A 19,329-nucleotide genomic window follows, 5' to 3' on the forward strand; every position below is an offset into this window, starting at 1 on the left:
TCATCCCGGCCATCCCGGCCACTCCCGAAACGGTGCCGGAAGACGACCTCCCGCTGCCATCCACCTGGGAATACGGCCCGCCCTGGCTCGAAGAAGCGCCAGCTGCGGCGGACTCTGCCACCGATTCCGACCGAACGGCTGGCGACGGTTTTGGGCCTGCCGAGAGGTCTGGTGATGATCTGGGGGCGGACTCCATGAGAGATGTCCCGCCGTTCTGATTGGACGGGGGCCGCCACGTCCGCGTCGGGTGGGCTGGCCAGCGGCAGTGGAGTGCAGGGCAGCACAGCACAGCACAGCACAGCACAGTGCAGTGCATGAGCCGGGGTGTTGGCGCTCGGTGGCGGGGTGATCGACTGTGCTTTCCGGGGTTTATGGCGCAGGTGACTGCATGTGCGGGTCAGGTGGCTGGCGGGCAGGTGGCTATGGTCTGGTCGGGCCCTCCCCCCGATGTGGGCACCACCCGCGACCAGGGAACCTGCGCCACTTGTTACTCTCAGGCACCGGCGTACCGGTCATCTAGCCGCGAGGACACACGTGGATCTGCTTACCAACCCGATCAAGGACTATGCCTGGGGCTCCCGCACGGCCATCGCTGGGCTGACCGGCCGGCCCGCGTCAGGACCGGAAGCCGAGATGTGGCTGGGGGCGCACCCGTCGGGTCCGTCGCGGCTGACCAGGGACGGATCCGAGCTGACGCTGGCCGACGCCATTGCCGCCGATCCGGTGGGGGCACTGGGGCAGCCGTCGGTCGACCGGTTCGGGGAACGCCTGCCGTACCTGATGAAGCTGATCGCGGTGGACCGCCCGCTGTCGCTGCAGGTCCACCCCACTCCGGAGCAGGCCGCCGATGGGTTCGCACGAGGGGACGTGAACTACTCCGACCCGTGGGCCAAACCGGAGATGATCTGCGCTCTCACGCCGTTCTCAGGGCTGGCCGGGTTCCGGGCGGCTGAGCAGGCGGCCATGCTGGTCGAGCGGCTGCACGTCGAGGCGCTCAAGCCGGTCGTGGCCCAGCTGTCCCGGGGGGATGTGCTGGGGGCGCTCCGCACGCTGCTGGAGTGGCCGGGTTCGCGGCGGGAGCTGGTCGAGTCGATCGTGTGGGCGGCGGGAGCCGTGCATCAGCCCGACTACGAGCTGGTCAGGCGGCTGGCCAGGCAGTATCCGGAGGATCCCGCCGTGCTGGCACCCTTGCTTATGCGCCGCCACGAGTTGGCCCCTGGGGAGGCGCTCTACCTCGGCGCCGGAGTGCTCCACTGCTACCTCGACGGGTTCGGGGTGGAGATCATGGCCGGGTCGGACAACGTCCTCCGGGCGGGGCTGACGAGCAAGCCGATCGATGTCGACGAGCTGCTCCGGATCACCGTGGTGGAGGCGCAGCCGCTGCCGATCACGCCGGTGGAGGGGGCTTACGTGCCGCCGTGTCCGGAATTCCTGCTCCGCCGGATCATCCTCGGGGAGAGCCATGTCCTGGACGGGTCGGTGCCGAGGATCGTGGTGTGCACGGAGGGCACGGTCGAGGTCGGCTCCCCACGCCTGTCGCAAGACGCCGTGAACCCGTCGCAAGACCCGGTGAACCATTCGCATGACGAGGGGAACTCATCGCATGACCAGGTGAAGTTGCATCCCGGGGAGTCGGTCTTCCTTCCCGCGTCGGACGGCCCGATCCGGCTCTCCGGCGACGGCACCGTGTTCAGCGCTGAGCCCCAGGTCGGATAACAGTCGGATAACACTCGTCGGATAGCCGGCATAGCCGAGCCCCAGACGTCCGGGCCAGGCATCGCGGCCGACCTCATCGGCACAGGCGCTCGGCGTGATGGGTCCGGCCGCTCCCGGCGTTAGAACCCGTCTGGCTCGTGGGACGTTCACAGGAGGTGTACGGCCAGGCCGTACCCGGCGAGGGCGGCCAGGACGCCCAGTGCGAGGCCGCCGAACGCGTTGAGCGCCGCCGCCCTCAGGGAGCCGTCCTCCAGCAGCCGTACGGTCTCGAAGCCGAAGGTGCTGAAGGTGGTGAGTGCGCCGCAGAACCCGGTCCCGGCCAGGGTCATGACCACGCCGGGAGGCTGGGCGCCGACGAGTGCCCCGAGGACGAACGAGCCGAAGAGGTTGACCGACAGCGTGCCCCAGGGGAACGCGCTGTCGTGTCGCTGTTGGACGAATCGGTCGATCAGGTAGCGGGATGGCGCACCGACCATGCCACCCGCGAATACCAGCAGGATCGTCACCACGGGAGCCCGCTCACGGCTCGCGGTCCACGGGTTCGCGGCCCACGTAGCGGTAGACCTCTACCGGTTCTACGGTGACCAGCCCTTCGGTGACCAGCTCGTCCAGCTCGGCGAGGAATGCGGTGATGCGCTCCTCGGCGTCCACGATGACGATCGCCAGGGGAAGGTCCTCGCTGAGGGACAGCAGCCTGCTGGTGTGGATGAGGGAGGACGCGCCGAAACCCTCGATGCCGCGGAACACGCTGGCTCCGGCCAGGCCCCTCGCATGGGCGCGGTGCACGATCTCGGTGTAAAGCGGCCGGTGGTGGTACTGGTCGGTCTCGCCGATGAAGATCGTCAGTCGGCAGGCCGTGCCATGGAGCCTCATCCAGCCTCCCCGTGTGACCGCTGCGTGTGTGACCGCTGCGTGTGGGACCGCTGCGTGTGTGACCGCTGCCTGTGTGACCTCTGCCGCAGCCGCAGGGCCGTGAGGCGGGCGATGGACATGCCTGTCCAGACCGCCACAAGGCCCCCCGCCAGGCTACAGAGCGCATAGAGCAGGGCCAGGCCGGCCGGGCGCTGGAGGATCTCGACGGTGACGGTGGAGAACGTGGTGTACCCGCCGAGGACGCCGACTCCGAAGAACGGCCGGACATACCGCCGAGGCGGCCACACCTCAAGGACGAGGACCATCAGCAGCCCGAGCGCGAAGCAGCCGGTCAGGTTGATGAGGAACGTCCCCCAAGGAAAACCGCCGGGCCGTCCGGGGACGGCGCTGCCGACGAGGTAGCGGGCGACGCTGCCCAGGCCGCCTCCGAGGGCGACGGCGGCGAGCACGCGCGGCGTCCGAGCCTCCCGTGCCACGCTCCGTCGAGCGAAGACGTCCCGGGAAGCCGACCGCATGCGCCCCATTGTGCCGTACGCCTGCGGCCGGGGGACGCACGGCTGGAGCCGGGGGCGTACGGCCAGAGCCGGGGGCGTACGGCCAGAGCCGGGGGGCGTACGGCCAGAGCCGGGGGACGTATGGCTGGAGCCCGGGCGTACGGCCCGGCCAGAGCCGGGGCCTGCTAAGCGCTCGATGCGGTAAGAACCTCGGAGATTCGCGGTACGTGATGTTTGTCCTACGCTCTGTGAGCGAAGCGGGCCAACGGGGTAGAAGTGACTCATCGTCATCGCGCGGCCCGTTGAGGGGGAGCCATGGGGCGCTTGAGGGTTGCCGGGATCGGACTAGCGTCTTTGAGCGTCATCGCGCTGTCCGCCTGCGGGTCCGGGGATAAAGAGGCCGAAAAGCAGGCCCACGCGCGCCAGGCCAAGGCGAGCCTGGCCGCCGCGGAGTCGGTTCGCAAGGCCGAGGTCGAGGTGGCCGCCAGGGTCAAGGCCAACGAGCTGGGACAGATCCCGGTGATCATGTATCACCGGATTATCAAGAACCCGCCGCCCGGCGACGACCGCACGCCCGAGCAGTTCCGCGCGGAGCTGGAGCGGCTGGCGGCGGAGAACTACGTCCCCATCACGGCGGCGGAGTACGTGACCGGGAAGATCGGCATCCCGGCCGGGACCCATCCCGTCGTGCTGACCTTCGACGACTCCTCGCCGTCGCAACTCACCTTGGACGGCATGGGGAAGCCCATGCCGGACACGGCCGTCGGCATCCTGCAGGACGTGGCCCGCAAGCATCCGGGTTTCCGCCCGGTCGCGACCTTCTACGTGATCCGCGACATGTTCGGCAAGGACAAGCAGGAGGAGAAGGCCCAGGTCCTGGGCTGGCTTAAGGACAACGGGTTCGACATCGGCAACCACACCCGTGACCACCTCAACCTCCTCAGCAGGTCGCCGGAGCAGGTGCAGGACCAGATCGCCGCGGGGCAGAGCCTCATCACCAACCTGATCAAAACCCCTCCCGTCACGCTGGCCCTGCCGTACGGCAACCAGCCGCACGACAAGAAGCTGGCGCTGCGCGGGGGGGCGTCGGGCGTGCGGTACGACTACCGAGGCGTCTTCCTCGCCGGGTACACACCCGCGCCGTCGCCGTTCACGAAGGACTTCGACCCCATCGGCATCCCGCGCATCCGGTCCAAGGAGAAGGTCGGCGACTGCGTCAAGTTCTGCTCGACCGCCTGGCTCGACTGGCTCAACTCCAACGCGACCGACCGCTTCACCTCGGACGGCAACGTCAACACCGTGGCGTTCCCGAAGTTCAAGGCGCCCTTCGTGGCCGCGCCCTTCGCCGCCCTGGCCCTGCCGTACTGACTTGACCTACTGACCCGCGGCACTGAAACCGAGTTCAACGGGCCGCCTGGCGGCGGCCCTCCTCCAGGAACGCCACCACTTCTCCGGCGCCGCCCAGCTCTGAGATCCTGCGGGCGGCGCCGAAGGACACGTTCCAGAAGGCGCCCTCGCGGGCCCGCCACGGACCGACATAGGCGTACGGCTCGGCGATCGCGGAGTCACCCAGGGAGATTCCGTAGTTCACCTCGTCGAGGGTGATGCCAAGATCGAAGTGCTCCGGCCAGAGCACGGGCGTGACCTCGGCGGCCAGGTGGCGCAGCGCAGCGTCACCGATGGCGAGGCAGTCGGCCAGGTGCCGGGCCGCGGCCGGGTCGACGTGCAGGGGCTCGTCGAGGCCGACGCCTGAGCCGTCCGAGTAGAGGCCCTCCGGGCGTCCGGCCTCGACGTCCGCCGCGCGGGCCAGCCCGGCACAGGTGGCGTCGCCGAGCGCCAGGGCGGCGCCCGTCTCGGTCACCAGCGCGTCGCCCTCGACGCGCAGGCCGGGCGCGGCGACGGTGGCGAAGCCGCCCGGGGAGACCCGCAGCCGGATGGTCCCGCTCTGGCGATACTCGGGGCCTGCCATCACCAGCTCGGCCACGCCGTGCAGCGCCCGCCTCGTCGCGGACAGATCATCGCTTGACACTGCCGTCTCCTTCGCGCGTCCGGTCTCTCACACCATCGTGTCGGGTCGCAGAGTCTCACACCGCGCCGGGGCGTGGAACGGGCGTGCGGGGCGGGCCGCTAACCTGCGGGCATGAAGGACGATGTGGCCCTGGGGTTGAACCGGCGGCTGATCGGGCCGGAGATCATCGCGGTCTTCTCGGTCTCGCTCGGGGCCAGCGCGCTGCTGGCGCTCATCCGCCTGATCGGCGCGCTGACCGCGCCGAGGGCGCTCAGCGGGCAGCACGCGGTGCTCGTCGGGTCGCTGGCGCCCGGCCGTCCCTGGCTGGACCTCACGCTCCACATCGCCGGCATCGCCGTGACGGTGGCCCCGGTCGGGCTGGTCGCCTACCTGCTGGCCCGGTCGGGCGAGTCCTTCCGGACGATCGGCGTCGATCTGCGGGAACCCGGGCGCGATCTGCTGCGCGGCGCCCTGCTGGCGGCCGTGATCGGCGGCAGCGGGCTGGCCTTCTATTTCGTGGCGTACGGGTCCGGGATCAATCTCAACGTGGTCCCGGAGAGCCTGCCGGACATCTGGTGGCGGGTGCCCATCCTGCTTGTCGAGGCCGCCCAGAACGGCGTCCTGGAAGAGGTCCTCGTCAGCGGCTACCTGCTGCACCGGCTGGCACAGCTCGGCTGGTCGCCGTGGCGGTCCGTGATCGTGTCGGCGCTGCTCCGGGGTTCGTACCACCTTTACCAGGGCTTCGGCGGATTCATCGGCAACGTGGTGATGGGCCTGGTCTTCGGCCGGCTGTACCAGCGCTGGGGCCGCGCGATGCCGCTCGTCGTCGCCCACACGCTGATCGACGCGGTCGCCTTCGTCGGATACGGCATGCTGCGCGGGCGCGTGTCGTGGCTCCCTTGATCTGAAAGCCGCTTGCGCCAAACGACGGCCGTGAGAGCATGTGGGGCGTTATGCGTGCCAGGCTGCCTCTCCGTCTCGCGCGATCGGTGTTCTTCGCCATCGTGTGCGTGATGCTGGCCGCGCTGGCGCACCGGCTGGGCGGAGGGTCGGCCCCTCCGCCCGAGGCGATGCTCGGAGCCGGTGCCGTGGTGCTGACGGCGGCCGCCGGCCTGGCCGGTCGGGAGCGGTCTCCGGTCGCGATCAGCGGCCTGCTGGTCCTCGCCCAGGTGTTCCTGCACGAGCTGTTCGACCGGACGGCGCCTGTCGTCGTCACGGCGCTTCCGCTCGTTCATCGGCACGGCGGCCTGGGTGTCGATCTCGGCATGCTCGTGGCGCACCTGACCGCCACGCTGGTCACCGGATGGTGGCTCGCGCGCGGCGAGGCGGCGCTGTGGTCGATCCTGCGCAGGGCCGGTGCCGGGGCCGCTCGTCGCCTGCTGGCCGTACTGACGGTTTCGACCCGGGAGCCCGCCGCACGCGACCGGCCCGGCTCGATCAGCTTCGCCGCCACGGGCTTCGTTCCCCGCCGCCACAGGGCGCTGCTGCACGCGGTGACCCGGCGTGGTCCTCCACTCCGCCTCGGTTTCCGCGTCCTCGCGCGGGCCGCCGGGGCGTCCTCCGCATAAGGGCTTCCGGTACGGCTCGCGCTGCCCCGTTCCGTCGGTTCGCGTGAACGGGATCGAAGCCGTTCCCTTATGCATGAAGTGGAGATTCCCATGGCGTTCAACGCCGCGCTTCGCCGTGCCGGTGCCGTAACCGCTGGTGCTCTGGCCATCACTCTGGGCCTCGCCCTGCCCGCGCTCGCGCATGTCACGATCAACCCCGGGACCGCCGAGCAGGGCGGCTGGACCAAGGTCGCCTTCCGGGTGCCCAACGAGCGGGACACCGAGTCGACCACCCAGGTCGAGGTCGACTTCCCCACCGATCACCCACTGCCGTTCGTCTCGGTCCGGCCCGTGCCCGGATGGGACGTCAAGCTGACGCAGGGCAAGCTGCCCAAGCCGATCGTCTCGGACGACGGAGACAAGGTCACCGAGTCGGTCCTGAAGATCACCTGGAGTGGCGGGAAGATCGAGCCCGGCCAGTTCCAGGAGTTCGAGGTGTCGGTCGGCCCGCTGCCCAAGAACGTCGACCAGCTCGCCTTCCCCACGACGCAGAAGTACTCAAACGGCGAGGTCGTGAAGTGGGCCGACGCCCCCAAGGCCGACGGCTCGGAGGGGGAGCACCCGGTCCCCGTCCTCAAGCTCGTCGCGGCGAGCGGTGACGCGGGAGACCACCACTCGACCGGGGCCCTCACACCGGCGCCTTCGGTCGCCGCGGCGAAGGACGACGACCACGCCTCCGCCGCCTCGGAGAGCGGTGCGGACTCCACCGCGCGGGTGATCGGCGGGGCCGGCATCGCGGTCGGCCTCATCGGCACAGCCGTCGGCGTGATGGGTCTGCGCCGCTCCCGCCGCTAGGGGATTGGGGCGAACCGACTGCCCGTACCTTGGATTTATGGGTGAGCTCGGTTCCGGGGGACGGGTGACGCGCGGGCGCCTGCGGGTCTATCTCGGCGCGGCGCCCGGCGTCGGCAAGACGTTCGCCATGCTCAGTGAGGGCCGCCGGGCTCTGGAGCGCGGCCGGGACGTCGTCGTGGGCTTCGTCGAGACCCATGGCCGGGCCCGCACGGCCGAGCTGCTCGACGGCATGGAGATCGTCCCCCGGCGGACCATTCCGTACCGGGGGACGACCTTCACCGAGCTGGACGCCGAGGCGCTGATCGCCCGGCGTCCGAAGGTCGCGCTGATCGACGAGCTGGCCCACACGAACGTGCCCGGCTCGCGCAACGCCAAGCGCTGGGAGGACATCGAGGACGTCCTCGACGCCGGGATCGACGTCGTCTCCACGGTCAACATCCAGCACCTGGAGTCGGTCAACGACGTCGTCCAGCAGATCACCGGGGTGCCGCAGCGGGAGACGGTGCCCGACGAGGTGGTGCGGCGGGCCGACCAGGTGCAGCTCGTGGACATGGCGCCGGAGGCGCTGCGGCGGCGGCTGGCCCACGGCAACGTCTACCTCCCGGAGAAGGTGGACGCGGCGCTGTCCAACTACTTCCGGGTGGGCAATCTCACCGCGCTGCGGGAGCTGGCGCTGCTGTGGGTCGCGGGCGAGGTGGACGAGCAACTCGACCGCTACCGGGCCGAGCACGGCATCGCCGGGACCTGGGAGACCCGGGAGCGGGTGGTGGTCGCGTTGACGGGTGGCCCGGAGGGCGACACGCTGATCCGGCGGGCCGCCCGCATCGCGGCCAGGACCAAGGGGGCGGACCTGCTCGCCGTTCACGTCACCCGGGCCGACGGACTGACCGGCGCCGATCCGGCCAACCTGACCAGGCAGCGGGCCCTGGTCGAGAGCATGGGCGGCACCTATCACCAGGTGGTGGGCGACGACGTGCCGCGTGCCCTGCTCGACTTCGCCCAGGGCGTGAACGCGACCCAGCTCGTGCTGGGGGTCTCCCGGCGGGGGCGGCTGGCGCAGGTGCTCTTCCGCGGCGTGGGGGTGACCGTGACCGCCCTGTCGGGGTCCATCGACGTCCACATGATCACGCATGACCAGATCAGCAGGGGCGGGCGCCGGCCGGCGTCCCGCGCGGCGCTCACTCGGAGCCGCCGGCTCGCGGGATGGGCGCTGGCCGTCCTCGGCATCCCCGCCCTCACGGCGGCGCTGCTGCCCCTGCGGGACGCGCTGACCCTGCCGAGCCAGATCCTCCTGTTCCTGGCGGCGGTGGTCGGCGTGGCGCTGGTGGGCGGCCTGTGGCCGGCGGTGACCGCGGCGGTCGGCGGATTCCTGCTGCTCAACTGGTTCTTCACGCCGCCGTTCCACACCTGGAGCATCTCCGATCCGCAGAACCTGCTCGCCCTGATCGTGTTCGTGCTGGTCGCCGGCGCCGTCAGCGGGATAGTGGACCTGGCCGCCCGCCGTACCCGTGAGGCGTCCAGAGCGGGCGCGGACGCCGAGGTCCTGTCCACGCTGGCCGGTCACGTGTTGCGCGGGGAGGCCGCCCTGCCGTCGCTGCTGTCGCGGCTCAGGGAGACGTTCGGCCTGGTCTCGGTGACCCTGCTCGAACGGCGGCCGGATGTCGCGCCGAGCGTCGGCGACAAGGCCGACCCGGAGGCATGGCGCATCGTCGCCACGACCGGGGGAGTGCCGTGCACGTCCCCGGGGGCGGCGGACACCGCGATGCGGGTGGCCGACGATCTCGTGCTGGCGCTGCACGGACGCCTGCTCGACGCCTCGGACCGGAGGGTCCTGGAGGCGTTCGCCAACGAGGCGGCCGTGGTTCTGCGACAGGAGCGGCTGGAGGAGGAGGCCGAGCGGGTCAGGCCGCTCGCGGAGGCCGACAAGATGCGTACGGCACTGCTCGCGGCCGTCAGCCACGATCTCCGCACGCCGCTGGCGTCGGCCAAGGCGGCGGTGGAGAGCCTGCGCAGCGGCGAGATCGAGTGGTCGGAGGAGGACCGCGGGGAGTTGCTCGCCACGGCGGACGAGTCCCTGATCAAGCTCGATCGGCTGGTCGCGAACCTGCTCGACATGAGCCGGCTCCAGGCGGGCGTGCTCGGCGTGCGGCCCGAGCCCATCGCGCTGGAGGAGGTCGTCCCGAAGGCGATCGGCGACCTGGGGCCCTTGAGCGGCCGCGTCGAGGAGGACATCGCCCCCGACCTGCCCGAGGTCGTCGCCGATCCGGCCCTGCTGGAGCGCATCCTGGTCAACGTGGTGTCGAACGCCGTCCGGTACAGCCCGGCGGACGGCACGACGCTCGTCACCGCGAGCGCGCACGGCGACGAGGTCGAGGTCCGGGTGATCGACCGAGGTCCCGGCATCCCGCGCGAGGCGCACGACCGGGTCTTCCTGCCGTTCCAGCGGCTCGGCGATCGTGACAACCACACCGGCGTGGGCCTCGGCCTGGCGCTCTCGCGCGGGCTGGCGGAGGCCATGGGCGGCACGCTGACGCCCGAGGAGACCCCGGGCGGCGGGCTCACCATGATCCTCACGCTGCCGATCTGGTCGGGGGCGGCTCCGGGCCAGGCGTTCGGCGCTTAGCCGATTCACCGAATTATGGTGACTTAGCCTTATATTTCGGGATGAATCGCCCGAGGTGTGCCAAATGAATGGGTGTGGCGCGCCTGATTGCGATAGCGCCCGATCCCGGTGCATGGTTGACGTGCCGCCGCCAATCGCCTGCACGACTGGATGAGCGACAGGTCCACATCCCCCCGGCAAACCGGCCTGCACTGGCCGACTCACGCGGGGATTTCACATGAGGCACATTTCAGTGCGCACGCCACGTCAACTGGCGTCCATACTCGGAGTCATGGACTCTGTTTTATCGGGCGAACGCCACACGGCTGACCGCCGCAGAAGGCCCGTAGAGCACCGAGGTCAGCGCCGCCCGCCCCTACGGAGTGGCGTCCGTCCCCTTCCCACACAACCGGTTCGTCCAAGGCCGAAGCTTTCACGGCGAAGGCAGGCCGGTCTCTCCGGACCAGGCGTGACCGACCGGCGGCCGGTGCGCCGCGGAACTCCGGAGCCGTCCTGGCGGGTGAAGAAGGGCCCGGCCCGGTGGGGAGAGCAGAGCCCCGAGCGGCGGGGAAATCAGGTCCCGGCTCGGCGGGAAAGGCAGGGACCGGGTCAGCAGGGAAAGGGCGTGCGGGTCGCCGGGAGCCACGGCGTCTTATTACCTCGGCCCCCCGGCCCGGGAGCCCAGCCGCCCGCAGCCGGATTATCCGGCGCTTTATTACTCGGGTCTCCGCGCCCGAGGGCAGAGCCGGCTTCCGGCGAGGGCGCGGAGACCACCCCACACCAGTCCACGAACACCTGCCTTCAGGCGACCTGCCAGCCGGCTTTCCAGGCGAGCTTTCCAGGCGAGTTTTCCAGGCGAGTTTTCTAGGCGAGTTTTCTAGGCGAGTTTTCTAGGCGAGGCAGCGCAGCGCGCTCCGGACCCGGCGATCCAAGGGGTGCTCCGCGGGCAGTCTGCTGACCGTCGCCTCGACGAAGTCTGCCGGGGACAGATCGACCGTCGCGGAGTTCACGCGCACTCTGAGCTGCCGGCCCACGCGCTCGACCTGAACATCGGAACCCCGCTCCGCCAGGGCGAACAGGCCCACCTCGACCCGCCATTCGACCCGGGCGACGGCCTCCTCGTTACCGACCGGCGCACCGACGTCGTCGGCGTGCGTGGCGTACTCGGAGTCGTAATGGAAGGTCTGCAGGCCCACCGGATAGGGCCCGGCGGAGGTCCCGAGGGTCGCGTCACGGCCGAGGCCGCGCATCCGCTCGCGGGTCTCGGCGTTCTTGTCCCGCCATTCCTGCAGGACCTGCTCGACCGGCAGGCCGTGGCGCTTGCGGACGCACCACTCGTTGAAGTCCACGAACCCCCCGCGGACGCCTTCCCGCTCCAGCATCTCGAAGAACCCCTCGATGTCCCCGTCGAGACAGGCGTGGTTGTAGAGCTCCTCCCCGGCGAGATGAGCGAGGACATCGCGGACCGACCACCCCTCACACCGGGACGGGCGGTTCCACGCCTCCTCGTCCAGCGAGGCGAAATATCGGTCCAGCCGCGTGGCCTCGGTGTCGAAGATGTCGAACGGGTCCAGACCGGCCAGCGGATCGGATGCAGAGGTCATGTTCACAGCGTTACCCCTGTACGGCCGGCCTTCACCAGGTGACCACGGCGGGGTGACGGGGGTCCTCCACGCGGACGGCCACGTCGGCGGCCTTCGCCGGCTCGACCTCCCGCTCGTAGCGTTCGTAGGCCGGGAGCGTCCAGCGCTCCTCCTCGTCCGTACGGCGGGCCAGCGCCGCCGGCGACAGTGACAGATGCACGGTCAGGTCGAACGGCAGGCCGCGACCGAGCAGCAGGGCCCCGTCGAGCAGCAGCACCCCGCCCGGAGGCAGGGTGACGTAGGACGCGCGGGTCGCCCGGTCCCTGGCGCTGTCCCAGAGCGCGGGCAGGGCCCTGCCCGTACGGCCGGGCGCGAGCGGGGCGAGGACCTCCCGGGTCAGTCCGCCGACGTCGAGCCACTCCGCGTAGAACACGTCGGGGTCCGTACGGCCGAACTCGAAGCGGAGCGAGGCCGGGCGCAGGTAGTCGGCGGCCGACACCCGCAGGACCGCACGGCCGCGCAGGCGCAGCGGCCCGGCCAGGTCGTCGGCCAGTCGTCCGGGACGCGCCGGGGGAGCGCCGTCGAGGGCGACCCGGACCCAGGAGCCGCCCCCTGAGCCGCCCCCTGAGTCGCTCCCTGAGTCGCGCGGAGCCGAGGCGATCCGGTCGGCGAGCTCCTCGACGAGCAGCGACGGGGAGACGGGTCGGGCGCGCACATGACCATCATCCCTTGGGCCGAGGACCAAGGTCCATCGCGGCCGGGTCCGCCGCCCCTACGGCGAGACGTCCCGATTCGGGAGGCTTCAGGAGTTTCCCGCTTCTCCTTGTGGAGCCCCCGATGGATGTCCTTGATCTCTCCCGCTGGCAGTTCGGCATCACGACCGTCTACCACTTCCTCTTCGTGCCCCTGACGATCGGCCTGTCGATCATCGTCGCCGGGTTGCAGACGGCCTGGTATCGCACCGGCAAGCCCGCCTACCTGCGGTTGACCCGATTCTGGGGCCGCCTGTTCCTGATCAACTTCGCGATGGGCGTGGTCACCGGCATCGTGCAGGAGTTCCAGTTCGGGATGAACTGGAGTGAGTACTCCCGGTTCGTCGGTGACGTGTTCGGCGCGCCGCTGGCCATGGAAGGGCTGATGGCCTTCTTCCTGGAGTCGACCTTCCTCGGGTTGTGGATCTTCGGCTGGGAGAAGCTGCCACCCAGGCTCCACCTGGCCACGATCTGGGTGGCCGCGATCGGCACGAACATCTCCGCGTACTTCATCCTGGCGGCCAACTCCTGGATGCAGCACCCGGTCGGCTACCGCCTCAACCCCGTGACCGGCCGGGCCGAGCTGACGGACATCTGGGCCGTGCTGACCAACTCCACCACCCTGGTGACCTTCCCACACGTGATCTTCGGCGCGTTCGTCACGGCGGGCGCGTTCGTCATCGGGATCAGCGCCTGGCAGCTCGCCCGCAAGCGCGACGTCGAGCTGTTCCGCACGTCGGCCCGGATGGCGATGGCCGTCACCCTGGTCGCCTCCGCCGGAGTCGCGTTCTCGGGGCACTGGCAGGCACAGATCATGACCGAGCAGCAGCCGATGAAGATGGCGGCCGCCGAGGCGCTGTGGGAGGACGAGACCTCCGCGGGCTTCTCCCTGTTCGCGGTGGGCGACGTCCAGAACGGCCGCAACCACATCAACATCCAGGTGCCGTACGGCCTGAGCATCCTGTCCACCAACACCCTCGACGGCAAGGTGGAGGGAGTCAACGACATCCAGGCCCGCTACCAGAGCAAGTACGGCCCCGGCGACTACCGGCCGGTGGTGGGCATCGCGTACTGGTCGTTCCGCCTGATGATCGGTTTCGGGGCGCTGGCCGGGCTGCTCGCCCTCGCCGGGCTCTGGCTGACGAGGCGGGGGCGGCTGCCCGCGAACCCCTGGTTCTACCGCCTGGCGGTGTTCGGCATCGGCCTGCCGTTCCTCGCGAACAGCCTCGGCTGGATCTTCACCGAGATCGGCCGCCAGCCGTGGACCGTCTTCGGGATCATGCGCACCGCAGCGGCCGTGTCCCCGGGCTCGGACGTGGCCGAGGTCGCCATCACGCTGGTGGGCTTCACCCTGGTCTACGCCGTCCTCGCGGTCATCGAGGTCCGCCTGCTGCTGAAGTTCATCCGGCTCGGCCCCGAGCCCGAGGGCGAGCCGGACCGGCCCGCCGAACCCATCCCCGCCCTGTCGTACTGAGCCAGCCCCCTTTTCCGCAGAGGTACAACCCCATGGAACTCACCACTGTCTGGTTCGTGCTCATCGCCGTGCTGTGGACCGGTTACTTCATGCTGGAGGGCTTCGACTTCGGCGTCGGAATCCTGCTGCCCTTCCTGGGGCGTGACAAAGCCGACCGCAAGACGCTCGTCGCGTCGATCGGCCCGGTCTGGGACGGCAACGAGGTCTGGCTGCTCGTCGCGGGAGGCGCCACCTTCGCGGCCTTCCCCGAGTGGTACGCCACTCTTTTCAGCGGCTTCTACCTGCCGCTCTTCCTCATCCTGCTCGCGCTGATCGTGCGCGGTGTCGCCCTGGAGTATCGCGGCAAGAGCGACAGCTCCAAGGGCTGGGACCGGGCCTTCTTCTGGGGCTCGCTCGGCCCGGCGTTCCTGTGGGGCGTGGCCTTCGCCAACATCGTGCGGGGCGTGCCGCTCGACAAGGGCCATGAGTACACCGGCACGCTGTTCACCCTGCTCAACCCCTACGCCCTCCTCGGAGGCGTGGCCACGCTCGCGCTCTTCACCCTGCACGGCGCGGTGTTCCTGACCTTGAAGACCACGGGCGACCTGCGCGACCGGGCCAAGCGGCTGACCCGGGTGATCGGCCCGGCCGCGCTGGCGGCCGGCGGCCTCTTCCTCGTGGTGACGCAACTCCTCGTCGGCAAGCCCGTCACCTGGCTCAGCGTGGCGGTCGCCGCGGCCGGGATCGCGGGCGCGGTCGTCGCGACGTACCGAGGCAGGGACGGCTGGGCGTTCGCGGCCAACGCCGTCGCGATCGTGGCGGTCACGGTCACGTTGTTCGGGAATCTCTGGCCCAACGTCATGCCCGCCATCGACCCGGCCAACAGCCTGACGGTGCACAACGCGTCGTCCACGCCGTACACGCTGGGCGTGATGACGTGGGTCGCGGCGATCTTCACTCCGCTCGTCCTGGCCTACCAGGGCTGGACCTACTGGATCTTCCGTCAGCGGCTCCGCTGACCGTCCGGCTGAGCGCGGGGAAGACGACGGTCAGTTCAAGGGCATTACCTCGCTGGGATGGGCGCTGACCTGGGCCGGTGGGAGAATCGCGATATGGCCGGGATCGAGCCTCGCCCGATCTTCCCGCACATGCGGCTTGACGAGCTGCTGTCGGAGCTGCAGGTGCGGCTCGACACCGTGCTGGCCACCCGGGACCGCGTGCACGCGCTGCTGGAGGCCGTCGTCGTGATCGGCGGCGACCTGGACCTGGAGACGGTGCTCCGCCGGATCGTGGAGACGGCGACCTCCCTGGTCGACGCGCGCTACGGCGCGCTGGGCGTGATCGGCGACCAGAGCACGCTCGTCCAGTTCATCCCGGTGGGCCTGAGCGAGGAGGAGATCGCCCGGGTCGAGCACTGGCCCCGTGGGCTGGGCCTCCTCGGCTTCCTCATCAAGGAGCCGAGGCCCCTGCGGCTGGGGCGCATCGGAGACCACCCCGAGTCGTACGGCTTCCCGCCGGGCCACCCGCCGATGGGGGCGTTCCTCGGGGTGCCGATCCGCGTCCGGGACGAGATCTTCGGCAACCTCTACCTGACCGAGAAGAGCGGCGGCGGGGAGTTCGGCGAGGAGGACGAGGCGATCGTCACCGCGCTGGCCATCGCCGCGGGCGTGGCGATCGAGAACGCCCGGCTGTACGAGGAGACGCGGCGCAGGGAGACCTGGCTCCAGGCGTCCTTCGAGGTCACCACCAGCCTGCTCTCGGGGGGCTCCTCACAGGAGGTCCTCACGCTCATGGCGCGCCGGGCCAGGGAGATGACCGGGGGCGACGTGGTGACCGTGCTGCTGCCGGGTGGAGACCGGTCGGTGCTCCGGGCGGTCGTCGCCGACGGGCTGGCGGCCGCGCACATGGCCCAGGTGGAGGTGTCCCTTGAAGGGTCGCTCGGCGGGCGGGCGTTCACCCTCGGCCGGCCTGTCATGGTGGCCGACTTCGCCGAGGCCGGCATGCCCGCCGCCGTCGCCGGGCACATGCCCGCGGGGCCGGTCGTCGCCGTGCCGATCGGCGCGGCCGGTGCCGTACGCGGCGTGTTGTCGGTGTGCAAGCGGACCGGCCGCATGCCCTTCAGTGAAGCCGAGTCGCGCATGCTGCACGCGTTCGCCGGCCAGGCGGCGGTCGCCCTGGAGCTGGCCGAGTCGAGGCGGGACGCGGAGCGGCTCCGGCTCCTGGAAGATCGCGACCGCATCGCCAAGGACCTGCACGACGTGGTCATCCAGCGGCTGTTCGCGGTCGCCATGGCGTTGATGAGCGCCGTCCCCCTCGTAGAGCGCCCGGAGGCCGCCTGCCGCCTCCGGCACGCGACGGACGAGCTGGACGAGACCATCCGGCAGATCCGCTCGACCGTCTTCGCGCTGCGCTCGCCCGCCGAGGACGCCCCCTCGACGTTGCGGGCCCGGATCGTGGAGCTCGTGGACGGCGCCAAGGCGCAGCTCGGCTTCCTGCCGGGCCTGCTGATGGAAGGCCAGCTCGACGACGAGGTCCCTCCGGAGATCGCCGGGCAGGCCCTGGCCGTGCTGCGCGAGGCGCTGTCCAACACCGCCCGCCATGCCAAGGCGTGCCGGGCGGACGTCCATGTGGAGGTGGCCGACGCCCGCCTCACGCTCGTCGTGCGGGACGACGGGGTCGGCATCCCGGAGATCGGCGGCCGCAGCGGCCTGCGCAACCTGGAGGATCGAGCCGTACGGCTCGGCGGCCGGTTCGAGGTGGGGTCTCCCGAGGAGGGCGGCACCCGCCTCGCCTGGAGCGTGCCGCTTCCTGAGGCAAGGCTCAGCGGTGGACGCGGCGCCCGGAGATCTGCTCGGGGGCCATCACGATGAAGTGGTCGCGGCTGCCGGGAGCCCACGGCATGAGCGGCAGCAGCGACAGCCGGGAGATCTCGTCGGGCTCGTCCACGGCCCTGGCGTGCCCGACGGCGGTCACCGACCAGCCGACGCGCATCTCGGCGTCGAAGTCGTCCGCCTCGAAGGCCACGACGGCGTTCCGCGCGGCGGCGGCGAGCTTGGAGCCGATGGCGGTGCGGATGACGATGTTCCCGTCGAGCAGGTAGAAGTTGACCGGCTGGACCGCGGGGAGAGCGCGGTCGGTGAACACGATCCTGCCGATCGGGGTTGAGGCCAGCAAACTGAGGCACTCCCCCCGCGAGAGGATCTCCAAGCCGGCCGAATCGAGCTTCATGCCAGCAAGCCTGCTGGATCACGCTTCGCGCCGGTTAGGGGCGAAGGTCCCGTCATTCCTGTCGATCGGCCTTGAGACGGGCGGCCAGCGCGGCGGCCTGAGTGCGGCGCTGCATGCTGAGCTTGCTCAGCAGGTTGGACACGTAGTTCTTGACGGTCTTCTCGGCCAGGAACATCCGCTCGCCGATCTGGCGGTTCGTGAGGCCCTCGCCGATCAACTCCAGGATGTGCCGCTCCTGGTCCGACAGGGCGGCGAGAGGGTCCTTCTTCGTGGCCTGGTCGCGCAGACGCTGCAGCATGGTGGCGGTGGTCTGGGGGTCGAGCAGCGACTGCCCGGCCGCGACCGTCCGGACGGCGCCGATCAGGTCGGACCCGTGGATCTGCTTGAGGACGTAGCCGGACGCCCCGGCCATCACCGCGTTGAACAGGGCTTCGTCGTCGGCGAACGAGGTGAGCATCAGGCAGGCCAGCTCCGGCATCTTCGACCGGACCTCCCGGCAGACGTCCACGCCGCTGCCGTCCGGCAGCCGGACGTCGAGCACCGCGACATCCGGCTTGAGCGCGGGAATTCGGGCCACCGCCGACTCCGCGGTCCCCGCTTCTCCGATGACCTGGATGTCGGCCTCGGACTCCAGCAGCGCGGCGACGCCCCGTCGCACGACTTCATGATCGTCCACGAGGAAAACGCGAATCATGTCCTGAACGCTAATACCCTTTCCGGTCTCTCGGGTAGGGACCTACGGCCCTACAAGATCAGGTACGGCGCCGCCCGCGGCCGGACAGGCGGCGGAGCGCGTTCTTGACCCTGTCCCCGAGCTTGGCCCTGGGCGCGGGTTCGCCGCCGTGGGACTGGGCGTCGCGGGCCTGCCGCAGCTCCAGCAGGGCCGTCGCCGCGTCGGGCCGTTTGGACGGGGTGTGATCGCGCATGCGCCGCACCAGGTCCATCACTTCGGGGGCGACCCCGCCGCCGCCCGCCTCGCCGTCCGAGTCGGGGAACGGCAGCTCACCGGTCAGGAGCTGGAAGGCGATCACCCCGGCCGAGTACACGTCGGACGCGGGTGTCATCCGTCCGGCGCTGGCCCGGCACTCGGGGGCCACGTAGTGCGTGTCGAGGATGTTCGGCAGCTCGTTGGCCACGGTGTGCTTGCGCGGCCCCGGCTTGGCGTAGTCGAAGCCGGTCAGCATCGCGTGGCCGGTGTCGGTGACGAGGACGCAGGCCGGCGTGAGCGCCCGGTGGATCACGTTGTTCGCGTGGACGTGGGCGAGGCCGAGGAGCATGTCCTCCATCACGTCGAGCTTCGTCTCGGTGGCCAGCTGCCGCCCGGTGAGGTGCAGATGCAGGGCCTGGCCGTGGACGTCGTCGAGGACCAGCACGAACCTGCTCTCGTCGTCGATCGCGAAGAAGTCGCGGGAGCGGACGACGCATGGATGCGGCGGGATCTTGGCGAGCGACTGGTAGGCGTTGGCGATCCGCCGCTGCTCGGCCACCCGGCGCTGCTGCTCGGCCATCGGGTCGGCCCGGTAGACCCGCAGCAGGACCGTCTCGCTGGTCGGGGCCGTCGCGTTGACCGCGCGGTATTCGGTGACCCGGCTGTCGCCGCCGAGCTGCTCCTCGACCTCCCAGTTGCCGAACCTCGGCGGCGCCGTGGGCCGTCGCACGGCCCCGTTGAGCGCCTCGATGATCGCGGTCCGGTACGGCATGGCGTCCCGGCTGCAGCCGTGCCTGACGCGGGACACGTCGCTCAGCATGCCGATCAGGCCGGCGAGGTTGGTGACGTGCCGGGCGTCCCGGCCGCTCGGGTCGATCAGGACGGCCCCGGGGGCGGTCAGCACCACGAGATTGTCGACGTACAGCCGCTCGAGCTCCCGGTGCTCGTCGATGAGCACTCCCTTGAGTGCCCGGGCGGTGCCCCTGAGCTTGGCCACGGGGGAGCCGAAGGCCTCGCGGTGCTGGGGGAACCACCGCGTCCCGGCCACCTCGAACCGGCCTCGGGCCCCTTTGACGTCGATGACGCAGAGCGAGTGCCCGGTGAGCACGACCACGTCGACCTCGAACAGATCCGCGCCGCGCGGCACCTCGATGTTGTGCAGCAGGAGCCAGTCGTCCGGGGCGTTGTCCCGCAGGTGCGCGATGACCCGTCGTTCGGCGTCATTGACGGGCTTTCCGCCACCGACGATCTGAGCCATCTCCCCCGTGCCGCCTCTCTGACCAGAATGAG

The 19,329-nt window shown here is 70.5% G+C and carries 19 protein-coding genes; 10 read left to right on the forward strand and 9 right to left on the reverse strand.

All coding sequences use genetic code 11. The features are described 5' to 3' along the window. Positions 1–218: hypothetical protein (locus N5079_RS33920; protein WP_261588313.1), on the forward strand; the 218-nt coding region annotated here is incomplete at its 5' end. Positions 219–534: 316 nt separating this feature from the next. Continuing rightward, positions 535–1,716 carry a mannose-6-phosphate isomerase, class I gene (manA, locus tag N5079_RS33925; RefSeq protein ID WP_261588314.1) on the forward strand — a complete coding sequence of 394 codons (1,182 nt, stop codon included), beginning with the start codon at positions 535–537 and terminating at the stop codon, positions 1,714–1,716. A gap of 146 nt (positions 1,717–1,862) precedes the next feature. Here the strand turns inward: manA and crcB are convergent, their stop codons facing one another. From crcB to N5079_RS33940, 3 genes are read right to left on the reverse strand one after another with little or no spacing between them, the layout of a single operon-like run. Beyond that, the gene (gene crcB, locus N5079_RS33930; protein WP_261588315.1) at positions 1,863–2,222 is read right to left on the reverse strand and encodes a fluoride efflux transporter CrcB; all 360 of its coding nucleotides are present in this window, start codon (positions 2,220–2,222) and stop codon (positions 1,863–1,865) included. Between the two features lie 13 nt (positions 2,223–2,235). Further along, positions 2,236–2,589, reverse strand: coding sequence for a DUF190 domain-containing protein (locus N5079_RS33935; RefSeq protein WP_261588316.1), 354 nt, complete (start codon positions 2,587–2,589; stop codon positions 2,236–2,238). Beyond that, entirely contained in the window at positions 2,586–3,104 is a 519-nt protein-coding gene (locus N5079_RS33940) for a fluoride efflux transporter FluC (protein WP_261588317.1), read from the reverse strand. The genes N5079_RS33935 and N5079_RS33940 overlap by 4 nt, the downstream gene beginning before the upstream one ends. Positions 3,105–3,437: 333 nt before the next feature. On the opposite strand from N5079_RS33940, the gene N5079_RS33945 reads away from it, so the two are divergent. Beyond that, the gene (locus N5079_RS33945) at positions 3,438–4,451 is read left to right on the forward strand and encodes a polysaccharide deacetylase family protein (protein ID WP_261588318.1); all 1,014 of its coding nucleotides are present in this window, start codon (positions 3,438–3,440) and stop codon (positions 4,449–4,451) included. A 34-nt stretch (positions 4,452–4,485) separates the two neighbouring features. Here the strand turns inward: N5079_RS33945 and N5079_RS33950 are convergent, their stop codons facing one another. Then, positions 4,486–5,112 (reverse strand): hypothetical protein, encoded by a 627-nt coding sequence (locus N5079_RS33950; RefSeq protein ID WP_261588319.1) that lies wholly within the window; start codon positions 5,110–5,112, stop codon positions 4,486–4,488. A 111-nt stretch (positions 5,113–5,223) separates the two neighbouring features. Between N5079_RS33950 and N5079_RS33955 the strand changes: the two genes are divergently transcribed. The 4 genes from N5079_RS33955 (at position 5,224) to N5079_RS33970 (ending at position 10,116) form a co-directional block, all read left to right on the forward strand. Next, the gene (locus N5079_RS33955; RefSeq protein ID WP_261588320.1) at positions 5,224–5,994 is read left to right on the forward strand and encodes a CPBP family intramembrane glutamic endopeptidase; all 771 of its coding nucleotides are present in this window, start codon (positions 5,224–5,226) and stop codon (positions 5,992–5,994) included. A 50-nt stretch (positions 5,995–6,044) separates the two neighbouring features. Then, positions 6,045–6,659: an MFS transporter gene (locus tag N5079_RS33960; RefSeq protein WP_261588321.1), complete on the forward strand. Its 615-nt coding sequence runs from the start codon at positions 6,045–6,047 to the stop codon at positions 6,657–6,659. Positions 6,660–6,749: 90 nt separating this feature from the next. After that, the gene (locus tag N5079_RS33965; protein WP_261588322.1) at positions 6,750–7,493 is read left to right on the forward strand and encodes a YcnI family protein; all 744 of its coding nucleotides are present in this window, start codon (positions 6,750–6,752) and stop codon (positions 7,491–7,493) included. A 37-nt stretch (positions 7,494–7,530) separates the two neighbouring features. Beyond that, complete coding sequence (locus N5079_RS33970) at positions 7,531–10,116, forward strand: sensor histidine kinase (protein ID WP_261588323.1); 2,586 nt, start codon at positions 7,531–7,533, stop codon at positions 10,114–10,116. An 869-nt stretch (positions 10,117–10,985) separates the two neighbouring features. Here the strand turns inward: N5079_RS33970 and N5079_RS33975 are convergent. After that, on the reverse strand, positions 10,986–11,699 hold the full coding sequence (locus tag N5079_RS33975) for a maleylpyruvate isomerase family mycothiol-dependent enzyme (RefSeq protein ID WP_261588324.1): 714 nt from the start codon (positions 11,697–11,699) through the stop codon (positions 10,986–10,988). Between the two features lie 31 nt (positions 11,700–11,730). Then, positions 11,731–12,393 (reverse strand): uridine kinase, encoded by a 663-nt coding sequence (locus N5079_RS33980; protein WP_261588325.1) that lies wholly within the window; start codon positions 12,391–12,393, stop codon positions 11,731–11,733. 122 nt (positions 12,394–12,515) lie between these two features. Here N5079_RS33980 and N5079_RS33985 point away from each other — a divergent pair, with 122 nt between their 5' ends. From N5079_RS33985 to N5079_RS33995, 3 genes are all read left to right on the forward strand, one after another. Further along, complete coding sequence (locus N5079_RS33985) at positions 12,516–13,904, forward strand: cytochrome ubiquinol oxidase subunit I (RefSeq protein WP_261588326.1); 1,389 nt, start codon at positions 12,516–12,518, stop codon at positions 13,902–13,904. 32 nt (positions 13,905–13,936) lie between these two features. Then, a complete protein-coding gene (gene cydB / locus N5079_RS33990; protein WP_261588327.1) occupies positions 13,937–14,902 on the forward strand; it encodes a cytochrome d ubiquinol oxidase subunit II in 966 nt (321 codons plus the stop codon). A gap of 93 nt (positions 14,903–14,995) precedes the next feature. Further along, complete coding sequence (locus N5079_RS33995; RefSeq protein WP_261588328.1) at positions 14,996–16,753, forward strand: GAF domain-containing protein; 1,758 nt, start codon at positions 14,996–14,998, stop codon at positions 16,751–16,753. On the opposite strand, the gene N5079_RS34000 is transcribed toward N5079_RS33995, so the two are convergent. Genes N5079_RS34000 through mads6 form a run of 3 tightly spaced genes read right to left on the reverse strand, consistent with a single transcriptional unit; the run spans position 16,704 to position 19,297 of the window. Then, entirely contained in the window at positions 16,704–17,111 is a 408-nt protein-coding gene (locus N5079_RS34000) for a pyridoxamine 5'-phosphate oxidase family protein (protein WP_261588329.1), read from the reverse strand. The two genes, N5079_RS33995 and N5079_RS34000, sit on opposite strands and share 50 nt — an antisense overlap. Before the next feature lie 52 nt (positions 17,112–17,163). Beyond that, positions 17,164–17,805 carry a response regulator gene (locus tag N5079_RS34005; protein ID WP_261588330.1) on the reverse strand — a complete coding sequence of 214 codons (642 nt, stop codon included), beginning with the start codon at positions 17,803–17,805 and terminating at the stop codon, positions 17,164–17,166. Positions 17,806–17,863: 58 nt separating this feature from the next. Continuing rightward, a complete protein-coding gene (gene mads6, locus N5079_RS34010) occupies positions 17,864–19,297 on the reverse strand; it encodes a methylation-associated defense system protein kinase MAD6 (RefSeq protein WP_261588331.1) in 1,434 nt (477 codons plus the stop codon). Positions 19,298–19,329 lie beyond the last annotated feature (32 nt).

Origin of the sequence: Planotetraspora sp. A-T 1434, assembly GCF_025420585.1 — a bacterium.
GTDB lineage: Bacteria > Actinomycetota > Actinomycetes > Streptosporangiales > Streptosporangiaceae > JAOEGB01.